Raw genomic sequence first — 14,974 nt, forward strand, 5'->3', positions numbered from 1 at the left:
TACGGCCGCTGGGGTGGGCGACCGGGCGCATATGGGGACATCGTGGCAGAACTCACACCCCTTAGCGCAAGACCCCGCCCGCCCGTCCACACTTCTCCGATTCCCGGACTGTGGGACGCCACACCCCCGGCGCCACGCCTCAGGAGCGGTGGACCACTCGTCCGCCCAGCATCGTCAGCCACGCGTCCACCGCCGCCAGCTCGTCCACGCCGAGGCGGTCGAGGTCGTGGTCCAGGACGACGACGTCGGCCAGCTTGCCCGGCGTCAGGGAGCCGATCCGGTCCTCCATCCGCAGCGCGTACGCCGCGTCGGCCGTGTGGGCGCGCAGCGCCTCGTCCAGGGTGACGGCGTGGTCGGCGCCGATGGGGTCGCCCTCCCGGGTGCGCCGCCGTACGGCGTTGGCCACCGTCTCCATCGGCCGCAGTGAGGACACGAACGAGTCGCTCGACAGCACCGGGCGGAGCCCGGCGTCGATCTCCTCGCGCATCGGCTGGAGCCGGTGGGCGCGGCGCTCCCCCAGCCGCCGTACGAAGTCCCTGCCGCTGTCGTGCAGGAAGTTCGGCTGGTTGACCGGGATCACGCCGAGCGCGGCGAAATCGCGCACCTGGTCGGGAGTCGGGTGGCCGCAGTGCTCGATGCGCGGCCGGGCGTCGTCCCCCGACACGGCCACCGCGGCCTTGATCGCGTCGAGCGTGTAGGCCATCGCGAGATCGCCCTGCGTGTGGATGCCGACCTGCCAGCCCGCTTCGGCCGCCTTGCGGACGAGGTCGGTGAGGCGCTCGGGCCGGTGATAGGTGGAGCCGGTGAACTGGCCGCCCTCGCCGTACGGCTCGCTGAACAGGGCGGTGCCGCCGAGCAGTGTGCCGTCACAGTAGAACTTCATCGCGCCCAGGCGCAGCATGTCGTCGCCGAAGGGACCGGCCAGGCCGAGCGCGGCCAGGTCGTCCAGCATGTGCGACAGGGGCATGCAGACCGTGCGGACCGGCAGCGTGCCCGCGGCGTGCGCGGCCCGGTAGATCGACAGCTCCCGGCGGGACACCTGGGGGTCGCACACCGTCGTGAGCCCCGCCGCCAGGTACTTCTCACCGGCGGCGGCGAGCCAGGACAGCAGCTGCTCCGCCGGGAGATCGGTGTGGAAGTTGGGGCCGTGGCAGCCGATGTCCACCGCGGTCGGCAGCAGCAGCTGCATCGCGGAGTCCAGCACCATCCCGGTGAGCCGGCCGCCCTCGTCACGCAGGAAGGCGCCGCCGACCGGGTCGGGCACGTCCGCGGTGATGCCCCGCCACGCCAGCGCGGCGGAGTTGACCACGGCGTGGTGGCCGGAGACGTGGTAGACGATCACCGGGTGCTCGGTCGTCGCCTCGTCCAGGTCGCGCCGGGAGGGCCGGCCCCCGGGGAACTTCGCGTCGTCCATGCCGAACGCCCTGATCCACTGGCCCGGCGGCGTACGCTCCGCCTCCGCGGCGATCACCGCCACCAGGTCGGCGGCGCTCCCCACGGCCGGGTAGCGGGCGTCGACGGACACCAGCGACTCGGCGTGGACAGCAGGTGGTTGTGCGGGTCGATGAACCCCGGCAGCACCGTGCGGCCGCCGGCGTCGATCACCTCGGCGCCGGGTCCGGCCACGGCCGACACGTCCGCGTCCCGGCCGACGGCGAGGATGCGGCCGTCGCGTACGGCCAGGGCCTCTCCCCTGGGCGCACCGGGGTCCATGGTGCGGACCTTGGCGTTGGTGATGACGATCGCGGACAAGACTCCTCCAACTACTGGATCACTGGGAGACGGCGGGAACGCCGGGGACGGCCGGGGTGTCGCGGTGGCGCGGCGCGACGGCCAGGCACACCACGCTGAGCAGGCACATCCCGATCAGCAGCCCGATGGCGGGCGCGGGCCCCCCGCCGCCGGCCTTGACGAGGGCGGTCGCCGCCAGCGGCGAGAGCCCGCCGAAGATCGCCCCGGCCACCTGGTAGGACAGCGACATGCCCGTGTAGCGGACGTTCGGGGGGAACATCTCCGCGAGCAGCGTGGCCATCGGCCCGTACGTCGCGGACATGGCCAGCCGCATGAGGCCCAGCATCAGGAAGATGAGGACCGTGTTGCGCGTCCCCATCACCGTGAACTGCGGCACCGCCAGCAGGGCCACGGCGACCAGCCCCACGATCACCACGCGGCGCCCGCCGACCCTGTCGCCGAGCCACGAGATGGCGAGCGTGGCGACGAGTTCGACGAACGCCGCGAAGCTGAGCCCGTTGAGCACCACCTGCTCCTCGACGCCGACGTCCGCGCCGGTCGCGTACGCGAGCAGGAAGGTCGTCGCGATGTAGTAGCCGCCGATGGCCACGGGGAGCGCCCCGATGCCGAGCAGCACGGGCCGCCACGACGACCGCAGCACCGCCCTGATCGGAAGCTCCGCGGCGGCCGCGGGCGCGCTCTCGCGCCGCTGCCTGACCTGCTCGAAGACCGGCGACTCCTCGACCCGCAGCCGGATGAACATGCCGACGAGCACCAGGACCGCCGAGACCAGGAACGGCACTCGCCAGGCCCACTCGCGCAGGGCCTCGTCGCCGAGCGAGGTCATCAGGCTGAACGCCCCGGTCGCGAGCAGGGCGCCCGCGGAGTTGCCGAGCTGGGCGAACGAGCCGTAGAAGGTCTTCTTCCCCTCCGGGGCGTGCTCGACCGCCATCAGCGCGGCCCCGCCCCACTCGCCGCCGACGGCGAGGCCCTGGACGAACCGCAGCAGCACCAGCAGCGCGGGGGCCGCCGCTCCGACGGAGGCGTAGGTGGGCAGCAGTCCGACGGCGAAGGTGGCCACGCCCATCATCAGCAGCGTGACGACCAGGGCCGACTTGCGGCCCAGACGGTCGCCGAAGTGGCCGAACACCACGCCGCCCAGGGGACGCGCGAAGAACCCGACGGCGTACGTCGCGAACGCCGCCATGACGCCGACCAGCGGATCGGTGGACGCCGGGAAGAAGACCTGCCCGAAGACGAGGGCGGCGGCGGTCGCGTAGACGTAGAAGTCGTACCACTCGATCGTGGTGCCGATGAAGGCCGCGAACGCGGCCCGGCGGGGAGTTCGTCGGTCCATGAGGTCCTCCGGTGGGTTGGGGGTTGGAGAGACCGTAAGACCAGGTCAGACGCGAGCACTGTGGGCGATGTGCACTATCGTCGGGGCTTTCTCGGGCGAAGCGCACAGGAGAGGTCATGCCGCTCACCGTCGCCGACGTGCTGGCCATGCCGATGCTGGAGATTACCCTGCTGGCGGGCCGCGACGGGCTGGGCAACCACGTGAGGTGGGCCCACGTGACCGAGCTGGCCGATCCCGTGCCCTGGCTGCGCGGCGGCGAGCTGGTCATGACGGTCGGGCTCGGGCTGCCCGCGTCGGCACGCGGGCGCGCCGAGTACGTCGAGCGGCTGAGCGGGGCGGGCTGCGCCGCCCTGGCCTTCGCGCTGGACGAGCACCTGACCGAGATACCCCCCGAGATCGTCGAGACCGCGGCCCGCCTCGGGCTGCCCCTGCTTGAGGTCACCGGCAGGACGCCGTTCGTCGCCGTGACGGAGGCCGTGGCCCGCTGGCACGCGGACGAGCGGGTCCGCGGCGAGCGGCGGGCGGCTGCGGCGCAGGAGGCGATGGCCCGCGCCGCGCTGCGGCACGGCTCGCTCGGCATCCTCCGCGCGCTCGCCGAGCACACCGACTGCGAGACGCTCCTGCTCCGATCCCCGGGGACGGCCCCGCGTGTCCCATCCGGAGGGAGCCCGGCCGTGGCACGCGGAGGCCGCGGAGGCGGTCGGCCAGCTCACCGGGCCCCGGGCTCGATGGTGATCGACAAGGGCGACCGGGTCCTCCAGGTGCAGAGCCTCGGCTTCACCGGGCCGCCCCGCGGCTGGCTCGCCCTGCGCGGCGCGTCGACCGAGTGGCACACCAGGATCCTGGCCAACCAGGCGGCGAGCCTGCTGGCGATCGAACTGGTGGGGCTGCACCGGGCCCGCGCCCGCGCGCACGCCCAGCGCGCCGCCGTGCTGAGCGCCGTCCTCGACAGCGCCGTCCTCGGCAGCGCCGCTCTCGGCTGTGCCGTCGATCGTGCCGCCGCCGATCGTGCCGCGACCGGTGCGGGCCCGGCGGCGCCGCTGTTCACGGCCAGTCGGCTCGCCGAGATCTGCCCCATGCCGCCACCGCCGTACGAGGTGATCGTGGCCGTGGCCCGTACGGAGGGCGAGGCCCCGGCGCTGGCCGATCCCGCGCTGGACGCGCTGAGCGACGTCATGGGAGACCCGGCAGCCGAGGAGACCGTGTTCGTCTGCCCGCGCGCCGGCGGGCTGCTCCTGGTGGTGCCGCAGACCGATCCCCGGCTCGGCCCCGCCCTGGTCGAACGGCTGGGCGCGCTCACCGGCCTGGACATCTCCGCGGGAGCGTGCGGCGCGCGGGACATCGGCGAGATCCCGTCCGCCGTACGGCACGCGACGGCCCTCGCGGCGGGCCCGGGATACACGCACGTCGACGACCTCGAGCCATGGGCGCTGCTGCGCGACGCCCTGGACCCCGAGGGCGTGGCCCGCTTCGCCGACGTGGTGCTCAAGCCGCTGCGGGAGCACGATCTGCGGCACGGCGGCGCCCTCGTCCCCTCCGTCCGGACCTTCCTCGACTGCGGCGCGAGCGTCGAGGCGGCGGCGCGACGTCTCGGCGTGCACAGGAACACGATGCGGGCCCGCCTGCAGACGGCCGAGCGCGTCTGCGGGCGCGACCTCGGCAAGGCGCGCGACCGCCTGGAGTTGTGGCTCGCCCTGTCCCTGGACGAGTTCGTCCCGCCGGGGCGCAGGAACTGAGCGCGGCATCGGGCCGGCCGCGGGAACCGGCCGGGCGCCCGCTTCGAGCACCGCTCGGCGCGGCGCCCGGCCCGTCGCGGGCGTGACGACGGGGCGGCACTAGGCTTGACCCAGGCGGACCCCCGAACGGGCGCACCTTTCCCGGACCGGCGGGCCCTCATTCGAATTGGAGGAAACATCGTGGCGCGCGTCATCGTCGACGTCATGCTCAAGCCGGAGATCCTCGACCCGCAGGGCCAGGCGATCGCCAGGGCGCTGCCGCGACTCGGCTTCTCCGGGGTGTCCGGGGTGCGGCAGGGCAAGCGGTTCGAGCTGGAGCTGGACGGCCCGGCCGACGAGGCCGCGCTTTCGGATGTCCGAAAGATGGCCGAAACCCTGCTCGCGAACACGGTCATCGAGGACTTCTCGATCCGCGTCGAGGAGTGAAGTGGCGCATTTCACACCACTGTTCCCGCAGCTTGTCTACCCCTAATCAGGCATCGGTCCGTCTCGAACCCGCCTATCAGGTGCGTCCTGAATAACGAGGACGTGATTTTGCGGTTAGCCCTGATTCATCGGGGAAGCCTACCTTGGTGACCTTCGACACCGGGGAGGGGTCCGGTGGATATTGAGTTCTCACTGGCGATGCCACGGGACGCGATCGGCATCCCGATGGTCCGCCGCGTGGTGGGAGACGCGCTGCGGTCTCTCGGGGTGACCGAGGAGTGCGTGTCCGACATACTCCTGGCCACATCCGAGGCGTGCGCCAACGCGGTGCGGCATGGTGGTCCCGCCAACCGCTACGAGGTCATGGCCACCATTGGCAACGGCCGCTGTGAGCTGCGCGTCGCCGACGAAGGCGAGGGGCTGCACATGATCCCCCGCCAGTATCCACCGGCGGAGACCGAGAACGGCCGGGGCATCCTGATCATGCGCGCCGTCGTGGACGATCTCTCGTTCGACATCACACCCGGGCGCGGCACGACCGTGCGCCTGTCCAAGGAACTCGACTGGGACGAGGACGCCATCGCCCACCACCTCACTCTCGATCGCCACCTCGCCGGGGTCTGAGGACCCCGGCTCCGCATCACACCGGGCTCGGGGAACCCCGGCGTGACGGGTGATCGGAAGTGGGCCTCCGCGGGGGGAGCCGATTTGGCGGCTCCGATACCCTGAGGTGTACCGCCACAGACCGCCGTCCGGCCAGATGACGGTGGCGTGCGCCTTGGAGGGAAAACTGTCATGAGCGCTGCCCGGGTGGGCGTCGTCACCTTCCCCGGAACACTCGACGACCAGGACGCCGCGCGAGCCGTACGGCTGGCCGGAGCGGAGGCGGTGCCCCTGTGGCACGCCGATCACGACCTCAAGGGAGTCGACGCCGTCTTCCTGCCCGGCGGGTTCTCCTACGGCGACTATCTTCGCTGCGGGGCGATCTCCCGGTTCTCCCCTCTCATGACCGAGCTGATCCCGGCCGCCCAGGGCGGGCTGCCCGTGCTCGGCACCTGCAACGGCTTCCAGATCCTCTGCGAGGCGCACCTGCTGCCGGGCGCGCTGACCCGCAACGAGGGTCTCCACTACATCTGCCGCGACCAGCGCATCCGCGTGGAGAGCACGCGTACGGCGTGGACGGCGGACTTCGCGGAAGGCCAGGAGATCGTGTTGCCGATCAAGCACGGCGAGGGCCGTTACGTGGCCGACGCGGCGACGCTGGCGGCGCTGGAGGGCGAGGGCCGGGTGGTCTTCCGCTACGCGGGCGGCAACCCGAACGGCTCGCTCAACGACATCGCCGGGATCACCAACGAGGCCGGGAACATCGTCGGCCTCATGCCCCACCCCGAGCACGCGGTCGAGGACCTGACCGGCGCGCCGAGCGTGGACGGCCGCGGTTTCTTCACCTCCATCCTGAAGCGGCTGGTGAACGCGTGAGCACTCTCGACAGCGTCAGGCGCGCGCAGGAGACGCCGGACGAGCGCCAGCCGTACGCCGAGCTGGGCATGAAGGACGACGAGTACCAGCGCGTACGCGAGATCCTCGGGCGCCGGCCGACCAGCTCCGAGCTGGCGATCTACTCGGTGATGTGGAGCGAGCACTGCTCCTACAAGTCGTCCAAGGTGCACCTGCGGCAGTTCGGGACCAAGGCGCCCGAGTCGGAGGCCCTGCTCGTCGGCATGGGCGAGAACGCCGGCGTGGTCGACATCGGCGACGGCTGGGCCGCCACCTTCAAGATCGAGTCGCACAACCACCCGTCGTACGTCGAGCCGCACCAGGGCGCCGCGACCGGCGTCGGCGGCATCGTGCGCGACATCATGTCGATGGGCGCCCGGCCGGTCGCGGTCATGGACTCGCTGCGCTTCGGCGGGGCCGACCAGCCCGACACGCGCCGCGTGTTGCCGGGCGTGGTCGAGGGCATCAGCCACTACGGCAACTGCCTCGGCCTGCCCAACATCGGCGGCGAGGTCGTCTTCGACCCCTGCTACATCGGCAACCCGCTGGTCAACGCCCTGTGCGTCGGCCTGCTGCGCAAGGACCAGATCAAGCTGGCCACCGCGCCAGGCCCCGGCAACAAGGTCGTGCTGTTCGGCGCCAGGACCGGCGCGGACGGCATCGGCGGGGCGTCGGTGCTGGCGTCGGCCACCTTCGAGGACGAGTCGCAGGCCAAGCGGCCCGCCGTGCAGGTCGGCGACCCGTTCATGGAGAAGCTGCTCATCGAGTGCTGCCTGGAGCTGTACCAGGCGGACGTGGTCGTCGGCATCCAGGACCTCGGCGCGGCCGGGGTGTCCTGCGCCACGACCGAGCTGGCCGCCAAGGGCACCGGGGGCATGGAGGTGAACCTCAACCTCGTCCCGCTGCGCGATCCCACGCTGCGGCCCGAGGAGATCCTGATGAGCGAGTCGCAGGAGCGCATGATGGCGGTCGTCACGCCCGACGACATCGCGGCCTTCATGGCGATCTGCGACAAGTGGGACGTCCCGGCGACCGTGATCGGCGAGGTCACCGACACCGGCAGGCTCGTGATGACGTGGGACGGCGAGGTCATCGTCGACATCCCGCCGGGCACGGCCGCCGACGAGGGCCCGGTCTACGAGCGCCCGTTCCACGAGCCCGCCGGGCAGGCGGCGCTCAACGCCGACGGTCCCGAGCGCCTGCCGAGGCCCGAGGACCTGCGGGAGACCCTGCTCACCCTGCTCGGCTCGCCCAACCTCGGGTCCAAGGAGTGGGTGACCTCCCAGTACGACCGGTACGTCCGGGGCAACACGGTGCTGGCCCAGCCCGCCGACTCCGGCATGCTGCGCATCTCCGAGGCCATGCCGGGCGCGCAGGAGACCACGCGTGGCATCGCGCTCGCCACCGACGGCAACGGCCGCTACGCCAAGCTCGACCCGTACACGGGGGCCCAGCTCGCGCTGGCGGAGGCGTACCGCAACGTGGCGGTGACCGGCGCGAAGCCGCTGGCCGTCACCAACTGCCTCAACTTCGGCTCGCCGGAGGACCCCGAGGTCATGTGGCAGTTCTCCGAGGCCGTGCGCGGGCTCGCCGACGCCTGCCGGATCCTGGGCGTGCCGGTGACCGGCGGCAACGTGTCGTTCTACAACCAGACCGGCTCGACCGCGATCAACCCGACGCCGGTGGTCGGCGTGCTCGGTGTGATCGACGACGTGGCGCAGCGGGTCAGGCCCGGCTTCACGGCTCCCGGCCTGCGCGTCCTCCTGCTGGGCGAGACCCGCGAGGAGTTCGGCGGCTCGGAGTGGGCGCACGTCGTCCACGGCCACCTGGGCGGCCTGCCCCCGCAGGCGGACCTGGAGGCCGAGCGCGGCCTGGCGGCGGTGCTGACCGAGGCGGCGGCCCGCGGGCTGCTGGAGGGCTCGCACGACCTGTCCGACGGCGGTCTCGCGGTCGCCCTGGCGGAGTCGTGCCTGGCCCAGGGCGTCGGCTGCACGGTGACCCTGCCGGGCGAGGACGCCTTCGTCGAGCTGTTCAGCGAGTCGGCCGCGCGGGCGCTGGTGTGCGTGCGGCCCGAGGCGTTCGACGCCCTCGCCGACTTGTGCGCCCGCCACGAGGTCCCCTGCTCCGGGCTCGGCCTCACCGGCGGTTCCGCGCTCACGGTCGAGGGCGTCCTCGACGTCCCGGTCGAGGAGCTCCGCGAGGTCCACGCGTCCGCGCTGCCTCGCATCTTCGGCTGATTCTGATCGAGTGAAAGGGCCCTTCCGGACGGATCGTCCGGAAGGGCCCTTCTCATGTCACACGGCCTGCCCGCCTCTCGCGTGCCGTCAGACTGCGTTGACGTGGCAGGTGGCGGTCATCGTCGTGGACGGGTCGCTCTCGGAGGTGGCCGTGAGCTTCACCGTGGCGTGACGGCTGCCGCCCGCGGACTGCTGGGCGAAGACGGTGACGGTCCGCTTGCCGCCGAAGTCGACGGCCGCGAGGGCGTTGGGCGTGATCGTGGTCCAGCCGTTCCCTTCGACCTCGGCCTTCAGCCGGTAGACGTCACTGTTCAGGTACGCGCTGACGTCCTCGGGGTGCTGCCCCTGGGCGGAGGCGGCCTTGCCGGTGTTGAACAGCGGGAAGCTGCACATCGACACGCCCTTCTGGGCGGCGGGGACGCCCGCGCCCGGCAGCAGCTTCACGCCCCGCTTCTGCGGGCCCGCGCCGTCGAGGGACTTGATCGCCACCGTGTACGACAGGATCCCCTTGGCGTCGCGCTGCACGTCCGTGACGTAGAAGTGCAGGCGGTTGACCTCGTCGACGTACTCGTACTGGCTGCCCGAGTCGGTGCCCGCGTGGAAGAGGGCGTCGGCGAGCTGCCGGTAGTCGCCGATCGTGATCGGGACCTTGGTGCCGTCGGGCAGCACGTAGTCGGTCATGTTGATGTCCTGCGGGTTGGCGTCGATCACCCACTCGAACGGCGCCCGGTCCTGGTTCTTGGTCTTGGCCAGGAGCACGCCGGAGTCGGGGGTGAAGGAGTCGCTGCCGATCCGGTCGACGACCTCGACGGTGTAGTTGTCGTAGCCGCCGCCGTCGCAGAGCGGGTTGGTGCGCTGGCTGCACGACCCGGTGGACTTGTCGCCGGTGTCGAAGGAGATGTTGACGCCGGTCAGCCCGCCCTCGCCCGGCTGGATCTCGCGGGCGGTCACCTTGGCGACCACCAGGCCGGAGTCGCGGAGCGCCTCACGCGACAGGCGCAGGACGTTGTCCTCGTCGACCATGCCCAGCTTGATCTTGTTGCGCAGCATGTGCTGGGCGCCCATCGACGCGCCCGCCGTGGGCGGGATCAGCCAGCGGCTGTGCGGGCCGCCTGGACCGTTGAAGCTGCCGCGGCTGAGCATCTCCCAGATGCCGGTGTAGGCCCGGACCGGCGGGTTGCCGTACGGATTGTTGTAGTTGTCCAGGACGCCGAGGATGTGGCTGAACTCGTGGGCGAAGACCCCCTGGCCGGAGCTCTCGGCCTGAACGGAGTCGACGCCGATGTTCGCGTTGGGCCAGAACGTCGAGCCGGCGGCCCAGGACGTCCATTCCACATAGCGGGTCTTGGACCAGTTGGGCAGGTTCGGGTCCGGCGGCCCGAAGTCGTCGGTGACGGCCTCCTTGGTGGGGAACTTCATCATGCCGAACTCCTGCCAGGTCGACGACTCGTCCTGGCCGGCGCTCAGGTAGAAGACGAAGTCGAACTGAGAGGCGACGTCCTTGCCGACGTCGGCGAGCCAGGCGGCGTTGCCGTCGGCGCGCAGGTTCTTGTTGCAGCTGTCCCCCGCAGGGCAGGCGTCGCGCTGGTACTCCATCGCGTACTCGTGCGACTTGCCCGGCATGCGGTACGGGCCGAACGCGGTGAGTTCGACACCGTACCGGCCGCCGGAGTCCTCCATCCAGTACTCGTGCAGGGTGTGGCCCTTGTTGAGCTGGTTCGGGGTGTTGAGGAAGTCCTGGTAGAACTTGGCGACCTTGTCACGCGGGATGTCGTGGGCCTCGGCGCTGGGGTTGCCGAAGACCGTCGAGTTCTGGGGCTGGGTGACCACGAACGGCTGGTTCGGGTAGTCCACCAGCACCAGCGCGCCCTTGAAGGTGCGCGTGGAGCCCTTGTTGGCGGGGTTCGCCCAGTCGGTGCCCGGGATCTTCTTGTAGTCCGCCCACGTCATGTGGTCGGGGTTCTTCCAGTTCTGCGGATCGATCGGCGCGACGACCCGGGACGCGCGGCCGTGCAGGGCCTGAGCCTCGTCCGGCTCGTCGCGCTGCCAGGGCTGGATCTGGGGCCAGTGGTCACGGCGCCAGGGGTGATCGGGGTCTCCACCGGGGGCCGCGGAGGCGGGAGCCGCCGTCCACGCGAGCGGGGCGAGCGCGATGGCCGCCAGTATGCCCGGGAACAGCGTTTTTGAGAGTTTCACGAATTATGACGCTATAGAGACTATTGACGCAGATCATCGGTCACTTGTAGGGAAGACGAACGGGCCCTTCTCCTACATATGTCGAAGCGTCCAGGTGGAGGCCGAGTGGTGGATCTGCAGCGAATCGTGGACGACCTCGCCCTTCGCCTCGAAAGACCTCTGCTGCTCGAGGACGGCCGCCAGCGCGTCGTCGCCTACAGCGAGCAGGACGGGCCCATGGACGACGTCCGCCGCCACTCGATCCTGCGCCGCCACACCACCCCCGACGTGCGCGACTTCCTGCGCTCCACGGGCATCCACGAGGCGACCGAGCCGCTGCGCACGCCCGGCGCCCCGGAGCTGGGGCTGCTGCCGCGGGTCTGCGTCCCCGTACGGCACGACGGCCTGCCGCTCGGCTTCCTCTGGTTCATCGACGCGGCCCCGGCCATGACCGAGCCGGAGATCGCGGTCGCGGCGGAGGCCGCGCCCACTCTGGCCCTGACCCTGTTCCATGAGAGCCTGGCCTCCGAGCTCGCCTCGCGCCGCGAACTTGAAGCCGTCACCGGCCTGCTGCTGCGCGAGCCCGACGCCAGCAGGACGCTGATCGAGGCGGGCGCGTTTCCCCACGGCACGCCCGTGACCGTGGCGGTCGCCAAGCCCGTGCACGGCGGGGCCGACGAGACCCTGCGGCTGACGCTGGAGCGCGGGCTGCTGGCCCTGCGGCGGCGCCTGGCCAGGCACCATCCCCTGCACCTGGTCCGCTACGACCATGCCGTAATCCTCACCGCGGGCACCCGCGCCTTCCCCGAGGAGATGCACGCAGCCCTCGGGACGCCGGTCCTGGTCGGGATCGGCTCGCCGCGCCCCTCGCTCTCCCTCGCGGCCGAGTCGTACGAGGAGGCGTTGCACGCCGCCGAGGTCGTCGCGAAGGTGCCGGAGTTCGGGCGCTCGGCGGAGTGGGGCCTCCTCGGCGTCTACCGCATGCTGTCCGGAGTGCCGCACGGCAACCTCCATCCGGGGCTGGCACGGCTGCTGGACGAGGCCCAGCACCGGCCGCTGCTGGAGACGCTGGAGATCTACCTCGACCTCGCCGGCAACGCCCAGGCCGTCTCCCGCCGGCTCCGTCTGCACCGCACGTCGCTCTACTACCGGCTTCGCCGGGTCGAGGAACTGGCGGAGACCGACCTCAGAGACGGCGAGGAGCGGCTGAGCCTGCATCTCAGCCTCAAACTCGCCCGCCTCTCCGGCCGCTACCGCCCTTCCCCCCTCCCAGCCGAGACCGAAAACCGCTGATTGCCCGATTTCAAGGCGACCCAGGATTTCTGCCTGCCGTACAGCGTCTGCCGTAGACTCGTGGGGTGGCGACTCCTGCGCACAACGAACTGCATCACCTGGTCGACCAGCTTCCGCCCGACCAGGCGCGTCGCCTTCTGCGACTGGTCGAGACCGATCCCGAATTGGCCGACTACATTCCCGAGACGCTCAAGCCGCATGGCCAGGAAAGCCCCCTACCGACCCGGAAATCTCGCCGACGTATCGCATTCGCGGGGATTCTCGATGACGGCCCAGCCGATCTGGCTGAACGTGCTGAGGACTATCTTCGCGAGCACTTTACTAGACCAGTGTGACAACCCTGCTTGATACAGGCCCACTCGTGGCGGCCGCCCATCGCGGCGACAAGCACCACGAGGCATGTGTACGCCTCTTGGAAGAGCTTCCCGGGCCGCTTCTGCTGCCCATCACCGTCCTGATCGAGGCGTGCTGGCTGATCAACAAGTATGGGGGCCCCGCAACTCACGCGGCTTTCCTCGATCAACTCCATGCCACCACGAGCACCGGCGACTTCACCCTCGTCGCGATCACCCCCGCTGATCTGCGTCGCATGGCCGAGCTGGTTCGTACTTATCCCGCCTTACGGCTCGACCCTGCGGATGCCTCGGTGGTCGCGCTGGCCGAGCGCCTCGGCGTCCGGCACATCGCCACCCTCGACCGGCGGGATTTCTCCGTCATCCGCCCTCGTCACTGCCCCGCGCTGACGTTGCTCCCCTGAGCGTTCGCTCAGGTGGTCACTGGTTTGCGGGCGATGAGGTACGCCTGAGGGGTTCGCTCGAATTCGCGGCGCTCTGTCGTCAGGTGCGCGACCAGCGGCAATCCCGCCTCGGCCAGCATTGCCGCCACCCGGTCCGGCGACAGGCGGTGGAAGTCGAGCGCGACCTGCCGGCCGAACACCTCCGCCGCGTGGAAGGGCTCGTCACCGACCTGGAAGGCGAGCAGCAGATGCCCGCCCGGGGCCAGCACACGGTGGAACTCGGCCAGCACCGCCGGCTGCCGCTCGGGCGGAGTGTGAATGATCGAGTACCAGGCGACGACACCGCAGACGGCCTCGTCGGCGATGTCCAGGGCCGCCATCGCCCCCTCCTCGAACCGCAGGCCCGGATGGTCGCCCCGGGCCACCGCGATCATTCCCGGCGACAGGTCGACACCGAAGACGTCCAGGCCGAGCGCGTGCAGGTGTGCCGTGATCCGGCCGGGCCCACAGCCGACATCGGCCACCGGCCCCGGAACGCCCGACGCCCGAACGATCTCGGCGTACATGGCGAGCATCGCGCGCTCGAACGGTTTGTCGTCCAACTGGTGCCGGAGGCGATCGGCGTAGTCCGCGGCGATCGCGTCGTAGGCGGCCCGGGCGGCCTGCACGTACGAGGGCTCGGTCATGATCGGACACCTTAGGCTCCGGAACCGGCGACCGCTCCAGGAACCGACGAAGCCCTTCCGGTAACCCCTCCGGAAGGGCCTTCGCAGTGCCGTACGCCAACGCCTCGTCGCGTACGGCAAGCATGGGCGGCGCGTCCGGTGGAGCCCCCACGGACTCCACCGGGCCGCTCTTACGAGATCTTGGTGCAGACGGCGTAAACGATGCCGTTCCCCTCGCCGTTGCCCGTCAGCTCGACTTTCCAGCCGTTACCGCTCATGTAGCTGCCCGTGACGGTCTTGCTCGAGCTGAGCTTGAAGCCGCCGCCGGTTACCGTCTCGTCCGCCCCGCAGGAGGCGGTCCCGCTGTTTCCGGAGATGAACTGGCTCGACATCCGCGAGCTCAGGGCGGGTGCGTCGCCGCCGCTGCCGCCCTGGCCCTTGAGCCACTTGAGGAAGTCGGCCTCGTCCTTGGAGCTGCAGGCGCTCTTCTTCCAGATCTCGCAGGCGCTCTTGCCGTCCTTCCCGTCCTTGCCGGGGGCGCCGTCCTCGCCGTCGGCGCCCTTGGGGCCCGGCGCACCGGCGGGACCACGCTCGCCGTCCTTGCCGTCCTTGCCGGGCTTGCCGTCCTCGCCCGGCAGGCCACGAGGACCCGTGTCGCCCTTCGGGCCCTCGGGGCCGCGCTCGCCCTTCTCACCCTGCGGGCCGCGCGGGCCGTCGTCGCCCTTGGGACCCTGCTTGCCGTCGTCCCCCTTCGGGCCTTGGGGGCCGGTGGCGCCGTCCTTGCCGTCCTTGCCGTCCTTGCCGTCGGCACCCTTGGGGCCCTGCGGACCGGTGTCGCCCTTCGGGCCCTGCGGACCGCGCAGACCCTGAGGACCACGAAGACCCTGCGGACCGGCGGGACCCTGCGGACCGGTGCCGCCGATCCCCACCGGACCCTGCGGACCGGTCCTGTTCCACGACACCTTGGTCTCGGTCGTCTTACACGTCGTCGTGGCATTCACCAGGCGCATGTACCGCGTGCTCTTGTTCACACACGCGTAGAAGGCGGCGTCACTCACCGACGAAGCGGTGGCCGCACCACCCAGAACCAGGACCGATCCAGCCAGAGCACCAGCCGTCAT

14 protein-coding genes are annotated in these 14,974 nt (G+C 71.1%); 8 read left to right on the forward strand and 6 right to left on the reverse strand.

The genetic code is table 11. The annotated features are described in order from the left end of the window. Positions 1 to 139: 139 nt before the first annotated feature. The 3 genes from B1L11_RS15675 to B1L11_RS15680 are packed head-to-tail and all read right to left on the reverse strand — an operon-like array spanning position 140 to position 3,088. Positions 140 to 1,525 (reverse strand): amidohydrolase, encoded by a 1,386-nt coding sequence (locus B1L11_RS15675; protein WP_256862578.1) that lies wholly within the window; start codon positions 1,523 to 1,525, stop codon positions 140 to 142. Continuing rightward, complete coding sequence (locus B1L11_RS54845) at positions 1,468 to 1,752, reverse strand: amidohydrolase family protein (protein WP_256862579.1); 285 nt, start codon at positions 1,750 to 1,752, stop codon at positions 1,468 to 1,470. The genes B1L11_RS15675 and B1L11_RS54845 overlap by 58 nt, the downstream gene beginning before the upstream one ends. A gap of 19 nt (positions 1,753 to 1,771) precedes the next feature. Then, complete coding sequence (locus B1L11_RS15680; RefSeq protein ID WP_079315168.1) at positions 1,772 to 3,088, reverse strand: MFS transporter; 1,317 nt, start codon at positions 3,086 to 3,088, stop codon at positions 1,772 to 1,774. A 116-nt stretch (positions 3,089 to 3,204) separates the two neighbouring features. Between B1L11_RS15680 and B1L11_RS15685 the strand changes: the two genes are divergently transcribed. The 5 genes from B1L11_RS15685 to purL all read left to right on the forward strand — a co-directional run bounded on the left by B1L11_RS15685 (position 3,205) and on the right by purL (position 8,984). Beyond that, positions 3,205 to 4,824 carry a PucR family transcriptional regulator gene (locus B1L11_RS15685; RefSeq protein ID WP_079315169.1) on the forward strand — a complete coding sequence of 540 codons (1,620 nt, stop codon included), beginning with the start codon at positions 3,205 to 3,207 and terminating at the stop codon, positions 4,822 to 4,824. Positions 4,825 to 5,004: 180 nt separating this feature from the next. Next, positions 5,005 to 5,250, forward strand: coding sequence for a phosphoribosylformylglycinamidine synthase subunit PurS (gene purS / locus B1L11_RS15690; protein ID WP_079315170.1), 246 nt, complete (start codon positions 5,005 to 5,007; stop codon positions 5,248 to 5,250). A gap of 174 nt (positions 5,251 to 5,424) precedes the next feature. Further along, positions 5,425 to 5,874, forward strand: coding sequence for an ATP-binding protein (locus B1L11_RS15695; protein ID WP_079315171.1), 450 nt, complete (start codon positions 5,425 to 5,427; stop codon positions 5,872 to 5,874). Positions 5,875 to 6,045: 171 nt separating this feature from the next. Further along, positions 6,046 to 6,729, forward strand: coding sequence for a phosphoribosylformylglycinamidine synthase subunit PurQ (purQ, locus tag B1L11_RS15700; protein WP_079315172.1), 684 nt, complete (start codon positions 6,046 to 6,048; stop codon positions 6,727 to 6,729). Continuing rightward, positions 6,726 to 8,984, forward strand: a complete 2,259-nt coding sequence (purL, locus tag B1L11_RS15705; protein ID WP_079315173.1) for a phosphoribosylformylglycinamidine synthase subunit PurL — start codon at positions 6,726 to 6,728, stop codon at positions 8,982 to 8,984. The genes purQ and purL overlap by 4 nt, the downstream gene beginning before the upstream one ends. 87 nt (positions 8,985 to 9,071) lie before the next feature. Here purL and B1L11_RS15710 read toward each other — a convergent pair whose 3' ends face one another. Next, positions 9,072 to 11,180: a M6 family metalloprotease domain-containing protein gene (locus B1L11_RS15710; protein WP_179155164.1), complete on the reverse strand. Its 2,109-nt coding sequence runs from the start codon at positions 11,178 to 11,180 to the stop codon at positions 9,072 to 9,074. A gap of 108 nt (positions 11,181 to 11,288) precedes the next feature. On the opposite strand from B1L11_RS15710, the gene B1L11_RS15715 reads away from it, so the two are divergent. The 3 genes from B1L11_RS15715 (at position 11,289) to B1L11_RS15720 (ending at position 13,209) form a co-directional block, all read left to right on the forward strand. After that, a complete protein-coding gene (locus B1L11_RS15715) occupies positions 11,289 to 12,452 on the forward strand; it encodes a CdaR family transcriptional regulator (RefSeq protein ID WP_143737298.1) in 1,164 nt (387 codons plus the stop codon). Between the two features lie 65 nt (positions 12,453 to 12,517). After that, complete coding sequence (locus B1L11_RS45240; protein WP_143737299.1) at positions 12,518 to 12,787, forward strand: hypothetical protein; 270 nt, start codon at positions 12,518 to 12,520, stop codon at positions 12,785 to 12,787. Beyond that, positions 12,784 to 13,209, forward strand: a complete 426-nt coding sequence (locus B1L11_RS15720; RefSeq protein ID WP_079315175.1) for a type II toxin-antitoxin system VapC family toxin — start codon at positions 12,784 to 12,786, stop codon at positions 13,207 to 13,209. The genes B1L11_RS45240 and B1L11_RS15720 overlap by 4 nt, the downstream gene beginning before the upstream one ends. A gap of 8 nt (positions 13,210 to 13,217) precedes the next feature. On the opposite strand, the gene B1L11_RS15725 is transcribed toward B1L11_RS15720, so the two are convergent. Further along, positions 13,218 to 13,874, reverse strand: a complete 657-nt coding sequence (locus B1L11_RS15725; protein WP_079315176.1) for a class I SAM-dependent methyltransferase — start codon at positions 13,872 to 13,874, stop codon at positions 13,218 to 13,220. Positions 13,875 to 14,044: 170 nt separating this feature from the next. Then, a complete protein-coding gene (locus B1L11_RS54005; RefSeq protein ID WP_218671149.1) occupies positions 14,045 to 14,911 on the reverse strand; it encodes a collagen-like protein in 867 nt (288 codons plus the stop codon). Positions 14,912 to 14,974: the final 63 nt, after the last annotated feature.

This window comes from Microbispora sp. GKU 823 (assembly GCF_002027145.1).
GTDB lineage: Bacteria > Actinomycetota > Actinomycetes > Streptosporangiales > Streptosporangiaceae > Microbispora > Microbispora siamensis.

Excerpts from the sequence above, each read along its gene's own strand:
- B1L11_RS15725 (WP_079315176.1), bottom strand. The coding sequence starts at position 13,874 with ATGACCGAGCCCTCGTACGTGCAGGCCGCCCGGGCCGCCTACGACGCG.
- purQ (WP_079315172.1), top strand. The coding sequence starts at position 6,046 with ATGAGCGCTGCCCGGGTGGGCGTCGTCACCTTCCCCGGAACACTCGAC.
- B1L11_RS15680 (WP_079315168.1), bottom strand. The coding sequence starts at position 3,088 with ATGGACCGACGAACTCCCCGCCGGGCCGCGTTCGCGGCCTTCATCGGC.
- B1L11_RS15685 (WP_079315169.1), top strand. The coding sequence starts at position 3,205 with ATGCCGCTCACCGTCGCCGACGTGCTGGCCATGCCGATGCTGGAGATT.